Genomic DNA, 18,134 nt, shown 5'->3' with positions numbered 1-18,134 from the left:
GCTTTCACGGAGTGTCGGACGGTCCCGGCAGGGCCGCAGGGGCATCGTGTTTCACGTGAAACATCGCTCACTGCTCCAGGGGATCATCAGCCGCGGGCGCGCGGCGGCCACCCCCCGGGACCGCAGACCCCGTGTGAAGCCACCCGCGAGGGTTACGGAGTTTTCCACAGAGGTGGATTCACCCACAGAACCACCGACCTCGCTGGTTCGCGACCCCGAAGGCATGGCAGGCTCTTCCCATCACGAGATTGATGCCGAGGAGAGTGAATCCTTGCGGTCCGACGCCAACATCGCGGGGCCGATGACCGATCCGGTCCCCGGTCCCCGAACCGAATCGGCCGGGGAAGATGTTTCACGTGAAACGCTGCCCCCGATGGACGACACCCCCATTGGCCGTGCTGCCCAGCTGGCCGTAGAGGCGCTGGGTCGCGCCGGGGAGGGACTGCCCCGTCCCGAGCAGACCCGCATCATGGTGGTGGCCAACCAGAAGGGCGGCGTGGGCAAGACGACCACGACGGTCAACCTGGCGGCCTCTCTGGCGCTGCACGGCGCCCGGGTCCTCGTCGTCGACCTGGACCCGCAGGGCAACGCCTCCACGGCGCTGGGCATCGACCACCACGCCGACGTCCCCTCGATCTACGACGTCCTCGTCGACAGCCGGCCGCTCTCCGAAGTGGTCCAGCCGGTCCTGGACGTCGAGGGCCTCTTCTGCGCCCCGGCCACGATCGATCTCGCCGGTGCGGAGATCGAGCTGGTGTCGATGGTGGCGCGCGAGAGCCGGCTCCAGCGGGCGATCCAGGCGTACGAGCAGCCGCTGGACTACGTCCTGATCGACTGCCCGCCCTCCCTCGGACTGCTCTCGGTGAACGCCCTGGTGGCGGGCGCCGAGGTGCTCATCCCGATCCAGTGCGAGTACTACGCCCTGGAGGGCCTGGGGCAGCTCCTGAAGAACGTCGACCTGGTCCGCGGACACCTCAACCCGACGCTCCACGTCTCGACGATCCTGCTGACCATGTACGACGGCCGGACCCGGCTGGCCTCCCAGGTCGCCGAGGAGGTCCGCAGCCACTTCGGGCAGGAGGTGCTCAGGACCAGCATCCCGCGGTCCGTCCGCATCTCCGAGGCCCCCAGCTACGGCCAGACCGTGATCACCTACGACCCGGGCTCCAGCGGGGCCCTGTCGTACATCGAGGCGGCGCGCGAGATCGCCTTCCGGGGCGTCGCCGTCCACTACGAGCCCCAGCAGCACGGCCGCGTGGGGCACCAGAGCAACCAGCACAGCATGGCGGAGGAACTTCAGTGAGCGACCGACGTAGGGGACTGGGGCCGCGGGGGCTCGGCGCGCTGTTCGCCGGTGCCCCCCAGGACCAGCAGGCGCCGGAGACCGGCGCCGTCTCCACGCTCCCCGGGAGCGGCGCGGCACGCCTGTTCCCCCAGAGCGTCCCCCAGCCCGAGCCGGTGGCGGCACCGGCGGAGCCCGAGCCGGTACTGGTCGCCGGGGCGTACTTCACCGAGATCCCGATCGGTGACATCACCCCCAACCAGCATCAGCCGAGGAAGGTCTTCGACGAGGACGCCCTCGCCGAGCTGGTGACCTCCATCAATGAGGTCGGCCTCCTCCAGCCCGTGGTCGTGCGCAAGATCGAGGGCGGGCGCTACGAGCTGATCATGGGTGAGCGGCGCTGGCGGGCCTCCGACGAGGCAGGTCTGCAGACCATCCCCGCGATCGTCCGGGACACCGACGACGACAAGATGCTCCTGGACGCCCTCCTGGAGAACCTGCACCGGGCCCAGCTGAACCCGCTGGAGGAGGCCGCCGCCTACGAGCAGCTGCTCACCGACTTCAGCTGTACCCACGACCAGCTCGCCGACCGGATCGGGCGCTCGCGCTCGCAGGTCTCCAACACCCTGCGGTTGCTGCGGCTCTCCTCGGCGGTCCAGCGCCGGGTCGCCGCCGGCGTGCTCTCCGCCGGCCACGCCCGCGCCCTGCTCGGCGTGGAGGACCCGGAGGCCCAGGACCAGCTGGCGCAGCGGATCGTCGCCGAAGGCCTCTCGGTGCGGACGGTCGAGGAGATCGTGCGGCTGATGAGCTTCGAGGAGCCGGCGGTCACCAAGGCGAAGAAGCCCCGGGCCGGTGCCCGGGTCTCGCCGGTCTTCTCCGACCTGGCCACCCGACTCTCGGACCGTTTCGAGACCCGGGTGAAGGTCGACCTGGGGCAGCAGAAGGGCAAGATCGTCGTCGAGTTCGCCTCGGTGGAGGACCTCGACCGGATCCTCACGACGATGGCTCCCGGCGAGGACAAGGTCCTGCAGCAGATGCTGAAGGCCGAGAAGGAGTGGGAGGAGGACGAGGAGTAGTCCTCCTCCCTCCCGCGGGCCGCGAAGGGCGGGGAGCGCTCCGGTTGTCACCGGGACGCTCCCCGCCCTTCGTCCGTGTGCGGTGTCGCCCTCCCCTCCTGATGGATACGATTCCGAGAGCCGTATTCGTGCTCGGTGGCCGTTCGACGGCCAGGGAAGCGAGGGGCAGCCGTGGGGCGTCGGCTCGTACCGCTCACGCTGGACAATCTTCCGCACCTCCCGAAGCGCTGCCGCTCCTGCGTCTTCTGGGAGCTCGACCCCGTGAGCGGGGAGGCCGCCGTGAAGGCGGGCCGTGCGGAGGTGGAGAAGGAGGCGTGGATCTCCGCCGTCCTGCTGGAGTGGGGATCCTGCGGCCGGGTCGTCTATGTGGACGAGGTGCCGGTCGGATACGTCCTCTACGCTCCCCCGGCCTATGTGCCCCGCTCGACGGCTTTCCCCACGAGCCCCGTGGCGGCCGACGCCGTCCAGCTGATGACGGCCTGGATCATGCCGGAGTACCAGGGCCAGGGTCTGGGCCGGGTGATGGTCCAGACGGTGGCGAAGGACGTGCTGCGGAGGGGCTTCAAGGCGATCGAGGCCTTCGGTGACGCACGCTGGAAGGAACCGGCCTGTGTGCTGCCGGCCGATCACCTGCTCGCGGTCGGCTTCAAGACCGTACGTCCGCACCCCGCCTTTCCCCGTCTCCGGCTGGAGCTCCGGACGACGCTCTCCTGGAAGGAGGACGTCGAGATGGCCCTGGACCGGCTGCTGGGCGCGGTGCAGAAGGAACCCGCGCTCCGGCCGCTGTGACGCCGGAACGGAGAACGGCCCGCCCCCGGGAAGGGGGCGGGCCGTTTCACGTGAAACAGGGTGGGATCACTTCGCCGAGACGAAGGGCTCCAGGTCGCGCAGGATGGCCGCCTTCGGCTTGGCGCCGACGATGGTCTTCACGACCTCGCCGCCCTGGTACACGTTCAGCGTCGGGATGGACATGACGCCGTACTTCGCGGCCGTGGCCGGGTTCTCGTCGATGTTGAGCTTCACGATCTCGATCTCGCCGTGCTCGGCGGCGATGGCCTCCAGCGACGGGGCGATCTGACGGCACGGGCCGCACCAGGCAGCCCAGAAGTCCACCAGGACGGGCTTGTCGCTCTTGAGGACATCCTCTTCGAAGGAAGCGTCGGTCACGTTCTTCAGGGCGCCGGCCACGGCGGCCTCCTTAACTTCGCGGGGTGTGGGGTGAAGGGAGCTCGGGTCAGACCGCGGGGGTCTCGGCCAGCTTCTCGCTGTCGGCGAGGGCGGCCAGGAAGCGCTCGGCGTCGAGCGCGGCGGAGCAGCCGGTACCGGCGGCCGTGATGGCCTGTCGGTAGGTGTGGTCGACGACGTCACCGGCGCCGAAGACGCCCGTGAGGTTGGTGCGGGTCGACGGGGCGGCGACCTTGAGGTAGCCCTCCTCGTCGAGGTCCAGCTGACCCTTGAACAGCTCGGTCCGGGGGTCGTGGCCCACGGCGATGAAGAGACCGGTGACCGGCAGCTCGGTGGTCTCGCCCGTCTTGGTGTTGCGCAGGGTCAGGCCGGAGAGCTTCTGCTCGCCGTGGATCTCGGTCACCTCGTTGTCCCAGGCGAACTTGATCTTCGGGTCGGCGAAGGCGCGCTCCTGCATGGCCTTGGAGGCGCGCAGGGTGTCACGGCGGTGGACGATGGTCACCGACTTGGCGAAGCGCGAGAGGAAGGTCGCCTCCTCGATCGCGGTGTCGCCGCCGCCGACGACGGCGATGTCCTGGTCCTTGAAGAAGAAGCCGTCGCAGGTGGCGCACCAGGAGACACCGCGGCCGGAGAGGGTGTCCTCGTTCGGCAGGCCGAGCTTGCGGTGCTGCGAGCCGGTGGTGACGATGACGGCCTTGGCGCGGTGCACGGTGCCGGCGGTGTCGGTGACGGTCTTGATGTCACCCGTGAGGTCCACGGCGACCACGTCGTCCGGGACGAGCTCGGCGCCGAAGCGCTCGGCCTGCGCCCGCATGTTGTCCATGAGGTCCGGGCCCATGATGCCGTCGCGGAAACCGGGGAAGTTCTCGACCTCGGTGGTGTTCATCAGGGCGCCACCGGCGGTGACGGCGCCTTCGAAGACCAGCGGGTTCAGCGACGCGCGGGCCGTGTAGAGCGCAGCGGTGTAACCCGCGGGCCCGGAGCCGATGATGATCACGTTACGGACGTCGCTCACGGGTTTCTTCCTCGTCTCTGCAGACTGCCTACTGCCTACGGGGCGGTGTCTCGGTCACCCTCACCCCACCCAACGGATCCTAAGGGGCGAGCATTCCCGGGAGCGCCGCGCGGCGCGTGCGTGAGACGAACCGTGAGACGGCGACGGGCCAAGGGAGTGCTCAGGGCTTCGGGTAGGACGCCGTCCGGAGCAGCTTCGCCGGTGTGCTCCCGGTACAGGAGGCGTCGACGACGTACGCCTGCACGCGGTCGCCGTCGGCCTGGTCGGGGAGGACGAGGAGATAGGCGGGGGCGCCCTCGTACTCGCCGCGCTCGGAGGCGAGGACGGCGTCCTGGCGTCCGGTGCCCGCGACGACGCAGGGGGGAACGGTGCCGTCGGTGTTCCGCTGGGCCGCGCCGACATCCCCCGTCTCCTCCGCCGAGAGCGACTCGGGCCGCTCCCCCTTCGGGGCGCGGACGGAGGGGCCCCCGTCGGCGAGCAGGCTCTCGACCCGGTCCTCGACCGATTCCCCGGAGAAGGTGTTCAGAGGCGTGCCGACGGTCGTGTCGGCCGCGACGCCGTGGGTGTCCGCGCCGTTCTGGGAGAGCGCGTAGAGGCTGTACGCGCAGACGACGGCGACCAGCGATCCGGCGATGCCCGTGAGAACGGCGATCCGACGGCGGTGGCGGGTGCGGCCGCGCCCGGGGCCGGTGGCTGCCCGGGGAGCCGGAGGGCGCCCGCCGGACGGTCGGGCCGTGGGGACCGGGGCGGCCGACGGGACCGTTTCACGTGAAACAGCCTCCGTCGCGCCCGTGGTTTCACGTGAAACAGGCCGGGTCGTTTCGGGGGTGGTGGCGTCGAGGAGTGCCTCGGCGGCGAGGGCGGCGTCGATCCGGCCGGCGATCTCGGCGGGCATGCGCGGTGGTCCGGGCAGGGTGCCCAGGAGGCCGCGGATCTCCTCCAGGGAGCTGTGGACGTCGGCACAGAGGGCGCAGCCGTCGAGATGCCGGCGGATCGTCGCGGAGCGGCTCGGGGGGAGCAGTCCCTCGGTCAGGTCGGAGATCTCCGAGACGTCCGGGTGCTGTGCGGTGTCGGCCTTCTCGGTCGTGTTCACGCGCCCCCACCTCCACCCTTCACAGCGGCTGCATCAGTCGGTCCGGTTTCCGTCGGCTCCGACACCGGTGGGACGGATGCCCCCGGCGTCCGGTTCCTTCCCCCTTCGGGGGGCTCGTTACCCACGGTGTCCGCGCGCAGATGAGTGAGCATCGGCAGCAGCCGGGCCCGTCCCCGCGCACAGCGGCTCTTCACGGTGCCGGTGGGAACGCCGAGGATACGGGCGGCCTCGGCGACCGGGTATCCCTGCATGTCGACGAGGACGAGGGCGGCGCGCTGGTCGGGGGCGAGCGTGGCGAGCGCGGCGAGCAGCTGCCGGTGGAGGTCCTGGCGCTCGGCGGGCGCCTCGGCGGACTCGTGCGGTTCGAGGAGCTGCTCGAAGCGGGCGGTGTCGTCCACGGGTGAGGTCCGCCGGGTGGCGCTCTTCCGGAGGCGGTCCAGACAGGCGTTCACCGTGATGCGGTGCAGCCAGGTCGTGACGGCCGACTGGCCCCGGAAGGTGTGGGCGGCCCGGAACGCCGACAGGAGGGCGTCCTGGACGGCGTCGGCGGCCTCCTCGCGGTCGCCCAGGGTGCGGAGCGCCACCGCCCACAGCCGGTCGCGGTGGCGCCGTACGAGCTCACCGAAGGCGTTCGGGTCCCCGGCGACGTGACGGGCCAGGAGTTCCCGGTCGTCTTCGGCGTCTATCGGACGGTCCAACGGTGCGCCCCCTCCCCTGTCGTCAGCCCATGACCTTGATCTCGGTGACCTTCCCCCGGTAGTGCCCGGTCTCGCTGGCGGGCAGGTCCGTCAGCCAGACCAGCACGTAGCGGGTCGTCACCGGCTTGGCGGGCTTCAGCGCGACCTGGGACCCGGTGTCCTTCGCCTGGACGGTGAAGCCGTCGAGCGAGGTGGGGGCCGAGGAGGCGCCCGCAGCCGCGGTGCGCAGCTCCACCGAGGTCCGGCCGAGGAAGGAGACGTCGACCGAGGCGACCTCCTGCTCCTTGCCCAGGTCGAGGACGAGGCCCACACCCTTCTTGAGGTTGCCGAACTTCGAGAAGCCCCGGTACTCCATGGTCTGCCAGTAGGTGGCGGGGTCGCCGTCGTAGGCCTTCGGCACGTCGGCGGGGCTCTCCCTGCCGTCGTCGCTGAACGGGTCGAAGTCCTGGGCGGAGGCGATCGTGACCGGCTTCGGCGGTTCGGGCTTCTCGTCGACCGGAGTCTGGACGACCGGCGTCTCCTCCTTGGTCTCCTGGGGGAGGAGGCGGTCGGCGATCTGCCAACTTCCGAGGCCCAGCGCGGCGATGAGGAGGGCTCCGACGGCCCACTTCAACGCCTTGCCCGTGCGGCTCTCCAGTGGCGCCGGCGGGACCGGGACGGGCTGCGTGGGCACGGGGCGCGGCTGCGGACGCCCGTAGGTGCCCTGCTGGTACGTGGTGCGCTGGTACTGGGCGGGGGGCGGGAACTCCGGCTCGGGCGGCTTGACGCGGGGCATCGCGGCCACGGCCTTGGCGAGTTCGTCCGGCGTGGTGCAGGGCGGCTCCTGACGGGACGCCGTCGCCCCGTCGTTGGCGAGGGCGCGCATGGCGATCTCGGAGAGGCCCCGGTGGACGCCGGCGCGGACCTGGTCCGGCGGGATCAGGCCGACGCCCTTGGGCAGCCCGGAGAGGCCGTAGGCGTCGCTCTCGTACGGCCAGCGCTGGGTGAGCGCCGCGTAGAGGAGGGCGCCGATGGCCTCGGTGTCGGTGCGCTGCGGCCGGTCGGCGGTGATGCCGCGCAGGGCGGCGTTCACGGCGAGGCCGCGGATGCGGTACTGCCCCGTGGAGCTGCGCAGGACGGCGCTCGGCGTGAGCCGCAGGTGCGCGAGGCCTTCGCGGTGCGCGGCGGCCATGGCCTGGGAGACCTGGGCCACGAGCTGGTAGGCCTCGTGGGCCTGGAGCGGACCGTCCGCGAGGAGCGCGGTCAGCTCGGTGGCGTCGGGGAGCCATTCGTGGACGACGTAGACGAGGTCGTTCTCCTCGACGGCGTCGAGGACCTGGACGAACCGGGGGTCACCGAGAAGGGCCGCCGAACGGGCGGCGGCCAGGACGGAGCGGGCGCGCGGATGGTCCGCCGGCAGCAGGTGCACGCCGACGGCGCGCCGCAGCTTCTCGTCGACGGCGCGCCAGCTGCTGAAGCCGTCCAGACGGGTGACGCACTCCTCCAGCCGGTAGCGCCGGGCCAGTTTGTGGCCGCTGTGCAACTCGGGTGGAGCGAGGGAGGGCTGTTCGCCGTTCTTCCGTTCGACCGCCTTCTGCTCGGGGGACCCGGTGGGCTCCTCCGCCGTCTTCCGTTCTTCCGCCACCCCGTCGGTCGCGGCCGTGTCCGCCTGCGCGGTCAGCGGGTCGTCACCGCTGTTGTCGGCCACGTCGACGGCAGCCGTGCTACGTTCCGCCACCGTCGTTCCTGCCTCCCCATCCGTTGCGCCACATCCAACAGCCAAGCCAATTGTGCCCACAGTCGGACGCTATGCACGACACACGGGTCCCCCCGATGGTTGTCCCGGGGAGGGGATCAGCGTCCGAGGCGGCCCCGCACCATGCCGACGAGGGTGTTCAGTTCGGTGATCCGCATGCGTCGCGCGGCGACGAAGAAGACGCCGAGGAGGACCGCGCCGCCGACGACGAGCGCGACCAGCGAACCGAGGGCGCCCTCGCCGAGCAGCTTCAGCAGGCCGAAGCCGACGGCGCCGGCGACGACCGCGGCCGGCAGGGAGGCCATGCAGAGGCGGGCGTAGGTGCGCAGCACGTGTGCCCCGTCGAGGTCGCCGCCGAGGCGGTTGCGCAGCCGGCGCCAGGCGATGCCGACGCCGACGGCGTAGGCGAGGCCGTAGGAGGCGGCCATGCCGACCACGGCCCACTGGGCGGGCAGCAGGACGTAGCAGAGGGCGGAGGCCGCCGCGTTGACGGCGGCGACGATGACCGTGTTGTAGAAGGGGGTGCGGGTGTCCTCGTACGCGTAGAAGCCGCGGAGGACGACGTACTGCACCGAGTACGGGATCAGGCCGAGGCCGAAGGCCATCAGGATGAAGCCCATGCCCTGGGCGGCCTCGACGCCGCTGGAGGCGTACAGCAGGGTGCACATCGGGACGCCGAGGGCCAGGAAGGCGAAGGCGACCGGGACGATGGCGACCGCGGAGTTCCGCAGGCCCTGCGAGATGTCGTCGCGGACGGCGCCCGGGTCGCCGTCGCTGGCGGCGCGGGAGATGCGGGGCAGCAGGGCGGCCATGACGGAGACCGTGATGATGGCCTGCGGCATGCCCCAGATCAGCTGGGCGTTCGAGTACGCCAGGAAGCCGGCGCCGTTCTTGCCGGACTCCTCGCCGGCGGCGGTGGCGAGCTGGGTGACGACGAGGACGCCCGCCTGGTTGGCGAGGACGAACAGGACGGTCCACTTGGCGAGCTTGACGGTCTTGCCGAGGCCGTGGCCCTTCCAGTCGAAGCGGGGCCGGAAGCGGAAGCCCGTCTCGCGCAGGTACGGGATCATCGCCAGCGCCTGGACGACGAGGCCGAGCAGGGTGCCGATGCCGAGGAGTCGGATGCCCTCGTCGGGGATGGTCTGCACGCCCATGTGGGACTCGGCGGAGGTGCCGTACACCCAGATGAACAGGCCGAAGGTGATGATCATGACGATGTTGTTGAGGACCGGGGTCCACATCATCGCGCCGAACTTGCCGCGGGCGTTGAGGATCTGGCCCATCACCACGTGCACGCCCATGAAGAAGATCGTGGGCAGGCAGTAGCGGGCGAAGGTCACCGCGACGCTGTTGGCGGCGGCGTCGTCGGCGATGGTGTTCGACATCAGCCGGATCAGGACGGGCGCCGCGAAGACGGCCGCGACCACGATCAGGCCGAGGGCGACCATGACGAGGGTGAGCAGGCGGTTGGCGTACGCCTCGCCGCCGTCCTCGTCGTTCTTCATCGAGCGGACCAGCTGCGGCACGAAGACCGAGTTGAGCCCGCCGCCGACGGTGAGGATGTAGATCATCGTCGGCAGGGTGTACGCGATGGTGAAGGTGTCGCCGAGCAGCGCGGCGCCGAGGGCGCCGGTGATGACGAGGGAGCGCACGAAGCCGGTGAGCCGGGAGACCAGCGTGCCGGCGGCCATCACGGCGCTCGACTTCAGCAGCCCGGAGGCGCGGCCGCCCTTCTTCGGGGCGGGGGCGGGCAGCGGGTCGGGTTCCGCGGCCGGGGCGGGCACCTGGCCCTGCTGGTCGCGGTAGAGGTGGGCGAAGGCGTCCTGCTCGGGCGGCTCCTCCTCGCTCGCCCGGGTCACCAGGTCGTCGACGCCGGTGAACTGGACCGTGCGGGCGTCGTCGCCGTACGGGAGGTGGCGGGAGGGGCCGTCGGGCTCGGGCGCCGGGGTCTGGGCCCAGACCCGGGGGTCCGGGGCGTACGGGGGCGCGGCCGGCTGCTGGTAGAGCGGCTGCGGTTCCTGGTACGTGCCCGGCGGGGGCGGCGGGTGGGCGGCGCGGTCGTAGAGCGCCTCCCCCACCGGGTCCTGCGCGGACAGGTCCTGGGCCCGGTACGGGTCGTGGGCGTAGGCGTCCTGGACGTAGGGGTCCTGGGCGTACGGGTTCTCGGGGTGCGCGGACGGGTCCTGCGGCGGCGCACCGTAGGCGTCCTGGGCGTAGGCGTCCTGGACGTGGGGGACCTGCGGCGGGTACCCGGGGTGCTGCCCCTGCGGGAGCGGCTGTCCGTCCGGCCCGATGGGGGGAACGGGCGTGCCGCCGGACGGTGCGGCGCCGCCCGCACCCTGGCCGCGGTCAGCGTCGTACGGCGCGTTCATGGTTACCCCACCTCATCGTCCCCGGCCGACCGGCCACGACATCGCTCAACGGTCCACTTTCTCACCCGGGCCGGACGGGTCGCCGCTTTCGGAGCCGGTGTCCGCGTCCGGGTCACTCGGGTGCCCGGCTCCGTCCGCCGTGCCGTCCGGCGTGTCGCCCGCGGCGGCGTCCTTCACGGAGAGGACCTCGGCGGCGTCGGCCGCGGGGCCCTCCGGGGCCCCGGTTCCGGTCTCCGCCCCGGTCTCCGCGCGGGCCTCGGCCTCGGCGGTGCGGGCGGCGAGGCGCTTGCGCTGGCTGTACATGCGGACGCCGGCGAGGACGAGGAGCAGCACGCCGCCGGCGATGACCAGCATCACGGTCGGGGTCATCTCGGAGACCTTCACGGAGAAGGTCATCTGGGAGCCGTAGGGGGTGCCGTCCACCGTGTACAGCTGGGCGGTCATCGAGACCTGGCCGTTGGCGTTGGCCGAGGCCGGGAACTTCACCGACTGGCTGTGGCCGGCGCGGACCGTGATGGGCAGGTCGGCCGAGGTCTCGCCGTCGACCTTCAGACGGGTCCCGTTGCTGGAGGTCAGCCGCAGGACGAGGCCCTTCACATCCTGGAGGAGCTTGTTCTGCACCGTGACGGGGATGGTGGCGCTGCGTCCCGAGAGGGTCAGGTCTGACTTGTCGACGAGCACGACGCTCTTGGTGAGGCGCTGGAGGACGTCCTGGACGTCGACGCGGTAGATCGCGGCCTCGGTGGCCCGGCCGCGCCAGGAGGTGGACATCTCACGGTTGATCGCGGCGAGCACCGGCGGCACGACCCGGTCCGCCCTGCTGAGGATGACCTTGAAGTCGTCCAGCTCGTCGCCCGTGGTCTTCATGTCGCGGAAGGCGTCCACCGGCAGTTCGGTGCCGCGGAGCTTCTTCGGGTAGCGCGAGGCGCGCGGCACCGTCGTGGAGGCGTCGGGGTCGGGCTTCGCAGCCGCCGCGGCGACCAGGTCGAGCGGCTCGGTCCAGCGCTTGGCGCCGAGTCCGCGTACGGCCGCCGCCATCGCCTGGGCCTGGGACACGCTCGGCTGCCGCTGCGGGGCGACCACGACGCTGCGCCGGTCCTGCGGCTGCTCCAGGGTGATCGCGAGGGTCTGCGCCAGGAACTCCTGGACGGCGAGCGTCGAGGTCTCGGCCCGGACCATGTCGCCCTGGAAGGCGGCCGACAGCTCCGCGTCGCTGACCACCGCCGTGGTGCCGCCGCCGATGGGACGGGCCGCGGTGGGGGTGTAGGAGAGGTCGTCGTCCCGGATGCTGTCGCTGCGGGCGATCACCTTGCGGGCGCCGGCCGAGGTCGCGACCGCCATGATCGAGGGGTCGACGGCGCCTTCGACGGGCCAGGCGAAGTCGGTGGACGGCTGGACGTGGAGGATCGTCTCGACGGTCGAACCGGCCAGCTGGGTCGCCGACTGGAGGTGCTTCAGGGAGCCGGGGACGGCCTTGCCCCGGTGGGCGAGGGAGGCGAGGTCGGGGTCGGCGAAGGGCAGCGCGACCACCTTGCGGCCCTGCACCGCGGCCTCCAGCTGCCCGAGCCAGCGCTCGGCCAGCTTTCGGTTCGCATCGGTGCCGGCGGCGTGCCCGGTGCCGTCCTTGACGCGGTAGCCGTTGGCCATGGCGTCGACGGAGGCCAGCAGGTCCGGGTCGATCACCCAGGTGACCGGAAGGTCCTTGCCCAGGCTGACCATCTCGTCGAGCCGGCCGCCGGGGCGCAGCTCCTCGGCCAGGTCGTCGTCCTGGAAGACGGGGCTCTGCTGGTCGTCCGAGGCGGTGTCGGCCGAGATGTGGGCCGAGGAGATCAGCGGCCACAGGTAGGTGAGCTGGGTGCGCTTGGCGGTCGGCTCGGGTTGGTACGGCAGGAAGGTCCGCTCGATGCCGAGGACGCGGTCCCACCGCGCGTCCGAGGTCTGCCCGGTGAGGGAGACGCCCAGCTGGTAGACGCCGCCCTCGTCGTCGAGGTCCAGCTCGGAGACGGGCACGGAGATACGGAAGTCGCGGGGGACGCCGACGGGCAGGCGCGGGACCTTGATCTCGGGGGCGTCCATCGGCTGCGGGTCGCTGTCGGAGCGGAAACCCTCCCGCCGGGCGACCTGGTCGATCTCGCTGCGGCTGTCCATCCGCGGGCCGACCCGCAGGTTGACCGTCGCGTCGGTGATGACCCGCTTGCCGCGGTTGGTCAGGGTGCCGGTGACGGTGACGGTGTCGCCCTCGAGCGGGGCGCTCGGCGTCAGCGTGTCGATCGACACATCGACCGTCCGGGAGACCGGGGCCTCCTCCGCGGCCTGGGCCGGCGGGGCCGAGGGGGCCTGGAGCAGGCCGGCGAGGAGGGGTGCCCCGACGGCGACGGTGAGGGTGCGCCGCAGCCATCGGCGGGCGGGTGAGGGACCGGTTCCCTGGAAAGCTGCCGCCTCAGCCACGCGTTCGCCCGTCCTCGTCGTTGTCGGTGGTGCCCGTGATGCCAGTGGTTCCCGGTTGCTGTGTCCAGGCATGGTAACGAGGCACGGAGGGGCCGAGTGCCGGGGAGTCCTCCAGCCGATGGCGCCGGAGGAGGCCGTTTTCACAGGAACCCCACAGGCGACTCCTCGCCGGACGGCGGCGGGGGCGGGAAAACGGGGGCATCGGAGCGGAGCGGGGCACGTACCCTTTTCTGTTGTGCCGAACGCCAACGAAGACACCGCGACCGAACCGAGCCAGGTGCAGCACCGCGCCATCGACGAGCTGCTGCGCGTGGCCCCTGTCGCCGACGACCTCGCCCGCCGCTTCCAGGAGGCCGGATTCCGCCTCGCCCTGGTCGGCGGCTCGGTACGGGACGCCCTTCTCGGCAGGCTCGGCAACGACCTGGACTTCACCACGGACGCCCGCCCCGAGGACGTCCTGAAGATCGTCCGTCCCTGGGCCGACGCCGTCTGGGAGGTCGGGATCGCCTTCGGCACCGTCGGCTCGCAGAAGGACGGCTACCAGATCGAGGTCACGACGTACCGCTCCGAGGCGTACGACCGCACCTCCCGCAAGCCCGAGGTCTCCTACGGCGACTCCATCGAGCAGGACCTCGTCCGGCGTGACTTCACCGTCAACGCGATGGCCGTGGCCCTCCCCGAGAAGGAGTTCATCGACCCGCACGGCGGCCTGGAGGATCTCGCCGCCCGGGTCCTGCGCACCCCCGGCACGCCCGAGGAGTCCTTCTCCGACGACCCGCTGCGCATGATGCGCGCGGCCCGTTTCGCCGCCCAGCTCGACTTCGAGGTCGCCCCCGAGGTCGTCACGGCGATGACGGAGATGGCCGACCGGCTGGAGATCGTCTCCGCCGAGCGGGTCCGGGACGAGCTGAACAAGCTGCTGCTCTCCGCGCACCCCCGCAAGGGACTCGGCCTGCTCGTCGAGACCGGGCTCGCCGCGTACGTCCTGCCCGAGCTGCCCGCGCTGCGGCTGGAGAGCGACGAGCACCACCGGCACAAGGACGTGTACGAGCACTCCCTGACCGTCCTCGACCAGGCCATCGACCTGGAGGAGGACGGCCCGGACCTGGTGCTCCGGCTCGCCGCGCTCCTCCACGACATCGGCAAGCCGCGCACCCGCCGCTTCGAGAAGGACGGCCGGGTCTCCTTCCACCACCACGAGGTGGTGGGCGCGAAGATGACCAAGAAGCGCATGACGGCGCTGAAGTACTCGAACGAGATGATCAAGGACGTCTCGCGTCTCGTGGAGCTGCACCTGCGCTTCCACGGGTACGGGACGGGCGAGTGGACCGACTCGGCCGTGCGCCGCTACGTCCGTGACGCCGGCCCGCTGCTCTCGCGTCTCCACAAGCTGACCCGCTCGGACTGCACCACGCGCAACAAGCGCAAGGCGTCCGCGCTCTCCCGCGCCTACGACGGCCTGGAGGACCGCATCGCCCAGCTCCAGGAGCAGGAGGAGCTGGACTCGATCCGTCCCGACCTCGACGGCAACCAGATCCAGCAGATCCTGGAGATCAAGCCGGGGCCCGCCGTCGGGCAGGCGTACAAGTTCCTGCTGGAGCTGCGGCTGGAGAACGGCCCGATGGAGTACGACCAGGCCGTCGCCGCGCTCAAGGAGTGGTGGGCGGCGCGCGACTGACCTCGCGCCCGTGTTTCACGTGAAACGGCGGATCCGCCGTTTCACGTGAAACATCACCTGCCCTCCCGGCCGCCGCGCAGGAACAGCGCGATCCCCGCGTACCCCGCCGCCACCAGCACGATCAGCAGCGGGGAGCGGCCGTCGGGCGGCAGCATCAGCGCGGCGACCCCGGCCGCCGCCACGAAGGCGACGTTGAACAGCACGTCGTACAGGGAGAAGACCCGCCCCCGGTAGGCGTCGTCCACCTGCGTCTGCACCACCGTGTCCGTCGCGATCTTCGCGCCCTGGGTGATGAGCCCGAGGACGAAGGCGGCGACCAGGAAGGGCCCGGGGGTGAAGGACAGGGCGAGCGCCGGGACGAGGACGGCGGCCGTGGCCGAGCACAGGACCATCCAGCCGAAGGGGCCGAAGCGTCCCACGGCCCAGGGGGAAAGGACGGCGGCGGCGAAGAAGCCGGCGCCCGAGGCGGCGACGGCGATCCCCAGGAGCCCCAGCCCCTCGGACTCGGTGGTGCTCCAGGCGTACCGGCAGAGCATCAGCACGGTCACGAGCAGGGCGCCGTAGCAGAAGCGCATCAGCCCGACCGCGGTGAGCGCCCGGGCGGCCGGCCGGCGTGCGGCGAGGTGGCGGAGGCCGGCGGCGAGGCCCCGGGCGGTGGAGGCGAGCGCCGTGGAGAGCCGGACCGGTACCTGGTCGGGATCGGGGCCGAGCAGTTCCCTGGCGATCCGCAGCGAGGCGAGGGCGGCGCAGAGGTAGAGGGCGGCGCCGAAGGCGACCACCGCCGCGTCGGAACCGTCGGCGAGCAGCCGGACGCCGAAGGCGAGTCCGCCGCCGACGGTGGCGGCGAGGGTGCCCGCGGTGGGCGAGAGCGAGTTGGCAACGACGAGCCGCTCCTCGTCGACGACCCGGGGCAGGGCGGCGGAGAGCCCCGCGAGGACGAAGCGGTTGACGGCCGTGACGGAGAGGGCGGAGGCGTAGAAGAGCCAGTCCGGGACCGAGGCGAGGACCAGCAGGGCGGTCCCGCCGGCGAGCAGGGCGCGGAGCAGGTTCCCGTAGAGGAAGACCTGGCGGCGCTGCCAGCGGTCCAGGAGGACCCCGGCGAAGGGGCCGACGAGGGAGTACGGGAGCAGGAGCACGGCCATGGCGGAGGCGATGGCGGCGGGCGAGGCCTGTTTCTCGGGGGAGAAGACGACGTACGTGGCCAGGGCGACCTGGTAGACCCCGTCGGCGCACTGGGAGAGCAGCCGGACGGCGAGCAGGCGCCGGAAGTCGCGCAGGCGCAGCAGTACGCGCAGATCACGTACGACGGACATGGCAGCAAGACTCACACACGGCGAGGGTCCCCGGGCAGTGCCGCGGGGACCCTCGTCAGGTGAAACGCGTCGGACCTCGGAAGGTCAGCGCTCGACCTCGCCCTTGATGAACTTCTCGACGTTGGCCAGGGCCTCGTCGTCGAAGTACTGCACCGGCGGGGACTTCATGAAGTAGGAGGACGCGGAGAGGATCGGGCCGCCGATGCCGCGGTCCTTGGCGATCTTCGCGGCGCGCAGGGCGTCGATGATGACACCGGCCGAGTTCGGGGAGTCCCAGACCTCGAGCTTGTACTCCAGGTTCAGCGGGACGTCGCCGAAGGCGCGGCCCTCGAGGCGCACGTACGCCCACTTGCGGTCGTCCAGCCAGGCCACGTAGTCCGACGGGCCGATGTGGACGTTCTTGTCGCCCAGCTCGCGGTCCGGGATCTGCGAGGTGACGGCCTGCGTCTTCGAGATCTTCTTGGACTCCAGGCGCTCGCGCTCGAGCATGTTCTTGAAGTCCATGTTGCCGCCGACGTTGAGCTGCATGGTGCGCTCGAGACGGACACCGCGGTCCTCGAAGAGCTTGGCCATCACGCGGTGCGTGATGGTCGCGCCCACCTGGGACTTGATGTCGTCGCCGACGATCGGGACACCGGCCTCGGTGAACTTGTCGGCCCACTCCTTGGTGCCGGCGATGAAGACCGGGAGGGCGTTGACGAAGGCGACCTTGGCGTCGATGGCGCACTGGGCGTAGAACTTCGCCGCTTCCTCGGAACCGACGGGCAGGTAGCAGACGAGGACGTCGACCTGGCGGTCCTTGAGGATCTGGACGACGTCGACCGGCTCCTCGGCGGACTCCTCGATGGTCTGGCGGTAGTACTTGCCGAGGCCGTCGAGGGTGTGGCCGCGCTGGACCGTGACGCCCGCGTTCGGGACGTCGCAGATCTTGATGGTGTTGTTCTCGCTGGCGCCGATGGCGTCGGAGAGGTCGAGGCCGACCTTCTTCGCGTCGACGTCGAAGGCGGCGACGAACTCGACGTCACCGACGTGGTAGTCGCCGAACTGGACGTGCATCAGGCCGGGCACCTTGGTCGCCGGGTCGGCGTCCTTGTAGTACTCGACGCCCTGCACCAGCGAGGCGGCGCAGTTGCCCACGCCGACGATGGCTACGCGAACCGAACCCATTCCGGTTGCTCCCTGTGTGTTCGTGGAAGCCCTGCTGGCGCAGGGTTTCACTTGGTGGTGTCATCGGACGGATCCGGCCGGGTACTGCCCCCGTGCCGGGGCAGGCCGCCCGTCTCTCCAGAATCGTTGTCGTGCGGAGCGTCGGTGCCGGGCCGCTGGTCGCGGCCCGCCCGCTCGCTCTCGATGAGCTCGTTCAGCCAGCGCACTTCGCGCTCCACGGACTCCATTCCGTGGCGCTGGAGCTCAAGCGTGTAGTCGTCGAGTCGCTCGCGCGTCCGGGCCAGCGAGGCGCGCATCTTCTCCAGGCGCTCCTCCAGCCGGCTGCGGCGGCCTTCGAGGACCCGCATCCGCACCTCGCGCTCGGTCTGGCCGAAGAACGCGAAGCGGGCGGCGAAGTGCTCGTCCTCCCAGGCATCGGGGCCGGTGTGGGAGAGGAGCTCCTCGAAGTGCTCCTTACCTTCCGGCGTCAACCGGTAGACGATCTTGGCCCGGCGTCCTGCGAGTGACGAGGCGAGGGCCTCCTCGGGGGCGCTGCCCGGTTCCTCGATCAACCAGCCGCTGGCGACCAGCGTCTTGAGGCAGGGGTAGAGCGTCCCGTAGCTGAACGCGCGGAAGATTCCGAGCGAGGTGTTGAGGCGCTTGCGCAGCTCGTAGCCGTGCATGGGGGCTTCGCGCAGCAGGCCGAGAACGGCGAACTCGAGGATGCCGGAGCGTCTGCTCATGTGTCGCCTCCTTCGTCCTGCGGTTCGCCCTCGGAAATCTTTATGCCGTGCTGATGTATCGACTCGATACATCAGCACGATAGAACGGCCCGAGAGGTCCGACAAGTGGACGTGCCGTGACCGGCGTCACATCGTCAATTCACAGCGTGCGACTTGCCTGATTTGGGGTGAACTCCGGCGCAAGAGGGGTTTTGGCCGTGCGTAGTCTGTGCGGCATGCACACCACCGGGAACCAGGAGCCGCGCTGGGGCGTCAGTGCAGCGGGTGACCGGCTGCGGTACGAAAGGGGCCTCCGATGGGCTCCGGTCGTACGCATTTCGGGGGGACCGGAACTCAACTGCCGCTTCCAG

General features: G+C 71.1%; 14 protein-coding genes. 4 read left to right on the top strand and 10 right to left on the bottom strand.

Annotation, left to right across the window (positions count from 1 at the left end; translation table 11 throughout):
- The first annotated feature begins 223 nt into the window (after nucleotides 1-223).
- The 3 genes from ACFW6A_RS03950 to ACFW6A_RS03940 all read left to right on the top strand — a co-directional run bounded on the left by ACFW6A_RS03950 (nucleotide 224) and on the right by ACFW6A_RS03940 (nucleotide 3,147).
- On the top strand, nucleotides 224-1,303 hold the full coding sequence (locus ACFW6A_RS03950) for an AAA family ATPase (protein ID WP_351853503.1): 1,080 nt from the start codon (nucleotides 224-226) through the stop codon (nucleotides 1,301-1,303).
- Complete coding sequence (locus tag ACFW6A_RS03945; protein WP_351853500.1) at nucleotides 1,300-2,358, top strand: ParB/RepB/Spo0J family partition protein; 1,059 nt, start codon at nucleotides 1,300-1,302, stop codon at nucleotides 2,356-2,358. Before ACFW6A_RS03950 ends, ACFW6A_RS03945 begins: the two co-directional genes overlap by 4 nt.
- A gap of 171 nt (nucleotides 2,359-2,529) precedes the next feature.
- Complete coding sequence (locus tag ACFW6A_RS03940) at nucleotides 2,530-3,147, top strand: GNAT family N-acetyltransferase (RefSeq protein WP_351853498.1); 618 nt, start codon at nucleotides 2,530-2,532, stop codon at nucleotides 3,145-3,147.
- A 66-nt stretch (nucleotides 3,148-3,213) separates the two neighbouring features.
- Here the strand turns inward: ACFW6A_RS03940 and trxA are convergent, their stop codons facing one another.
- The 7 genes from trxA to ACFW6A_RS03905 all read right to left on the bottom strand — a co-directional run bounded on the left by trxA (nucleotide 3,214) and on the right by ACFW6A_RS03905 (nucleotide 12,904).
- Nucleotides 3,214-3,546 (bottom strand): thioredoxin, encoded by a 333-nt coding sequence (trxA, locus tag ACFW6A_RS03935; RefSeq protein WP_351853495.1) that lies wholly within the window; start codon nucleotides 3,544-3,546, stop codon nucleotides 3,214-3,216.
- Between the two features lie 46 nt (nucleotides 3,547-3,592).
- Nucleotides 3,593-4,558 carry a thioredoxin-disulfide reductase gene (trxB, locus tag ACFW6A_RS03930; RefSeq protein WP_351853493.1) on the bottom strand — a complete coding sequence of 322 codons (966 nt, stop codon included), beginning with the start codon at nucleotides 4,556-4,558 and terminating at the stop codon, nucleotides 3,593-3,595.
- A gap of 160 nt (nucleotides 4,559-4,718) precedes the next feature.
- Complete coding sequence (locus ACFW6A_RS03925) at nucleotides 4,719-5,651, bottom strand: hypothetical protein (RefSeq protein WP_351853491.1); 933 nt, start codon at nucleotides 5,649-5,651, stop codon at nucleotides 4,719-4,721.
- Nucleotides 5,648-6,349 (bottom strand): RNA polymerase sigma factor SigM, encoded by a 702-nt coding sequence (gene sigM / locus ACFW6A_RS03920; protein ID WP_351853489.1) that lies wholly within the window; start codon nucleotides 6,347-6,349, stop codon nucleotides 5,648-5,650. Before sigM ends, ACFW6A_RS03925 begins: the two co-directional genes overlap by 4 nt.
- Nucleotides 6,350-6,371: 22 nt before the next feature.
- A complete protein-coding gene (locus ACFW6A_RS03915) occupies nucleotides 6,372-8,066 on the bottom strand; it encodes a protein kinase family protein (RefSeq protein WP_351853485.1) in 1,695 nt (564 codons plus the stop codon).
- Nucleotides 8,067-8,182: 116 nt separating this feature from the next.
- Nucleotides 8,183-10,456, bottom strand: coding sequence for a murein biosynthesis integral membrane protein MurJ (gene murJ / locus ACFW6A_RS03910; protein ID WP_351853481.1), 2,274 nt, complete (start codon nucleotides 10,454-10,456; stop codon nucleotides 8,183-8,185).
- A gap of 45 nt (nucleotides 10,457-10,501) precedes the next feature.
- Nucleotides 10,502-12,904 (bottom strand): DUF6049 family protein, encoded by a 2,403-nt coding sequence (locus ACFW6A_RS03905; protein ID WP_351853479.1) that lies wholly within the window; start codon nucleotides 12,902-12,904, stop codon nucleotides 10,502-10,504.
- Nucleotides 12,905-13,139: 235 nt separating this feature from the next.
- Here ACFW6A_RS03905 and ACFW6A_RS03900 point away from each other — a divergent pair, with 235 nt between their 5' ends.
- Nucleotides 13,140-14,582 carry a CCA tRNA nucleotidyltransferase gene (locus ACFW6A_RS03900; RefSeq protein WP_351853476.1) on the top strand — a complete coding sequence of 481 codons (1,443 nt, stop codon included), beginning with the start codon at nucleotides 13,140-13,142 and terminating at the stop codon, nucleotides 14,580-14,582.
- Between the two features lie 53 nt (nucleotides 14,583-14,635).
- Here ACFW6A_RS03900 and ACFW6A_RS03895 read toward each other — a convergent pair whose 3' ends face one another.
- From ACFW6A_RS03895 to ACFW6A_RS03885, 3 genes are all read right to left on the bottom strand, one after another.
- Complete coding sequence (locus ACFW6A_RS03895; RefSeq protein ID WP_351853473.1) at nucleotides 14,636-15,895, bottom strand: MFS transporter; 1,260 nt, start codon at nucleotides 15,893-15,895, stop codon at nucleotides 14,636-14,638.
- 84 nt (nucleotides 15,896-15,979) lie between these two features.
- Nucleotides 15,980-17,062, bottom strand: a complete 1,083-nt coding sequence (locus ACFW6A_RS03890; RefSeq protein WP_351853470.1) for an inositol-3-phosphate synthase — start codon at nucleotides 17,060-17,062, stop codon at nucleotides 15,980-15,982.
- Nucleotides 17,063-17,109: 47 nt separating this feature from the next.
- On the bottom strand, nucleotides 17,110-17,784 hold the full coding sequence (locus tag ACFW6A_RS03885) for a helix-turn-helix transcriptional regulator (RefSeq protein ID WP_351853467.1): 675 nt from the start codon (nucleotides 17,782-17,784) through the stop codon (nucleotides 17,110-17,112).
- Between the last annotated feature and the right edge of the window lie 350 nt (nucleotides 17,785-18,134).

This window comes from Streptomyces sp. NPDC058758, assembly GCF_042746075.1.
Lineage (GTDB): Bacteria > Actinomycetota > Actinomycetes > Streptomycetales > Streptomycetaceae > Streptomyces.
Note: the sequence above shows the minus strand (reverse complement) of the source record. Positions and strands in the feature narration are given on the sequence as shown.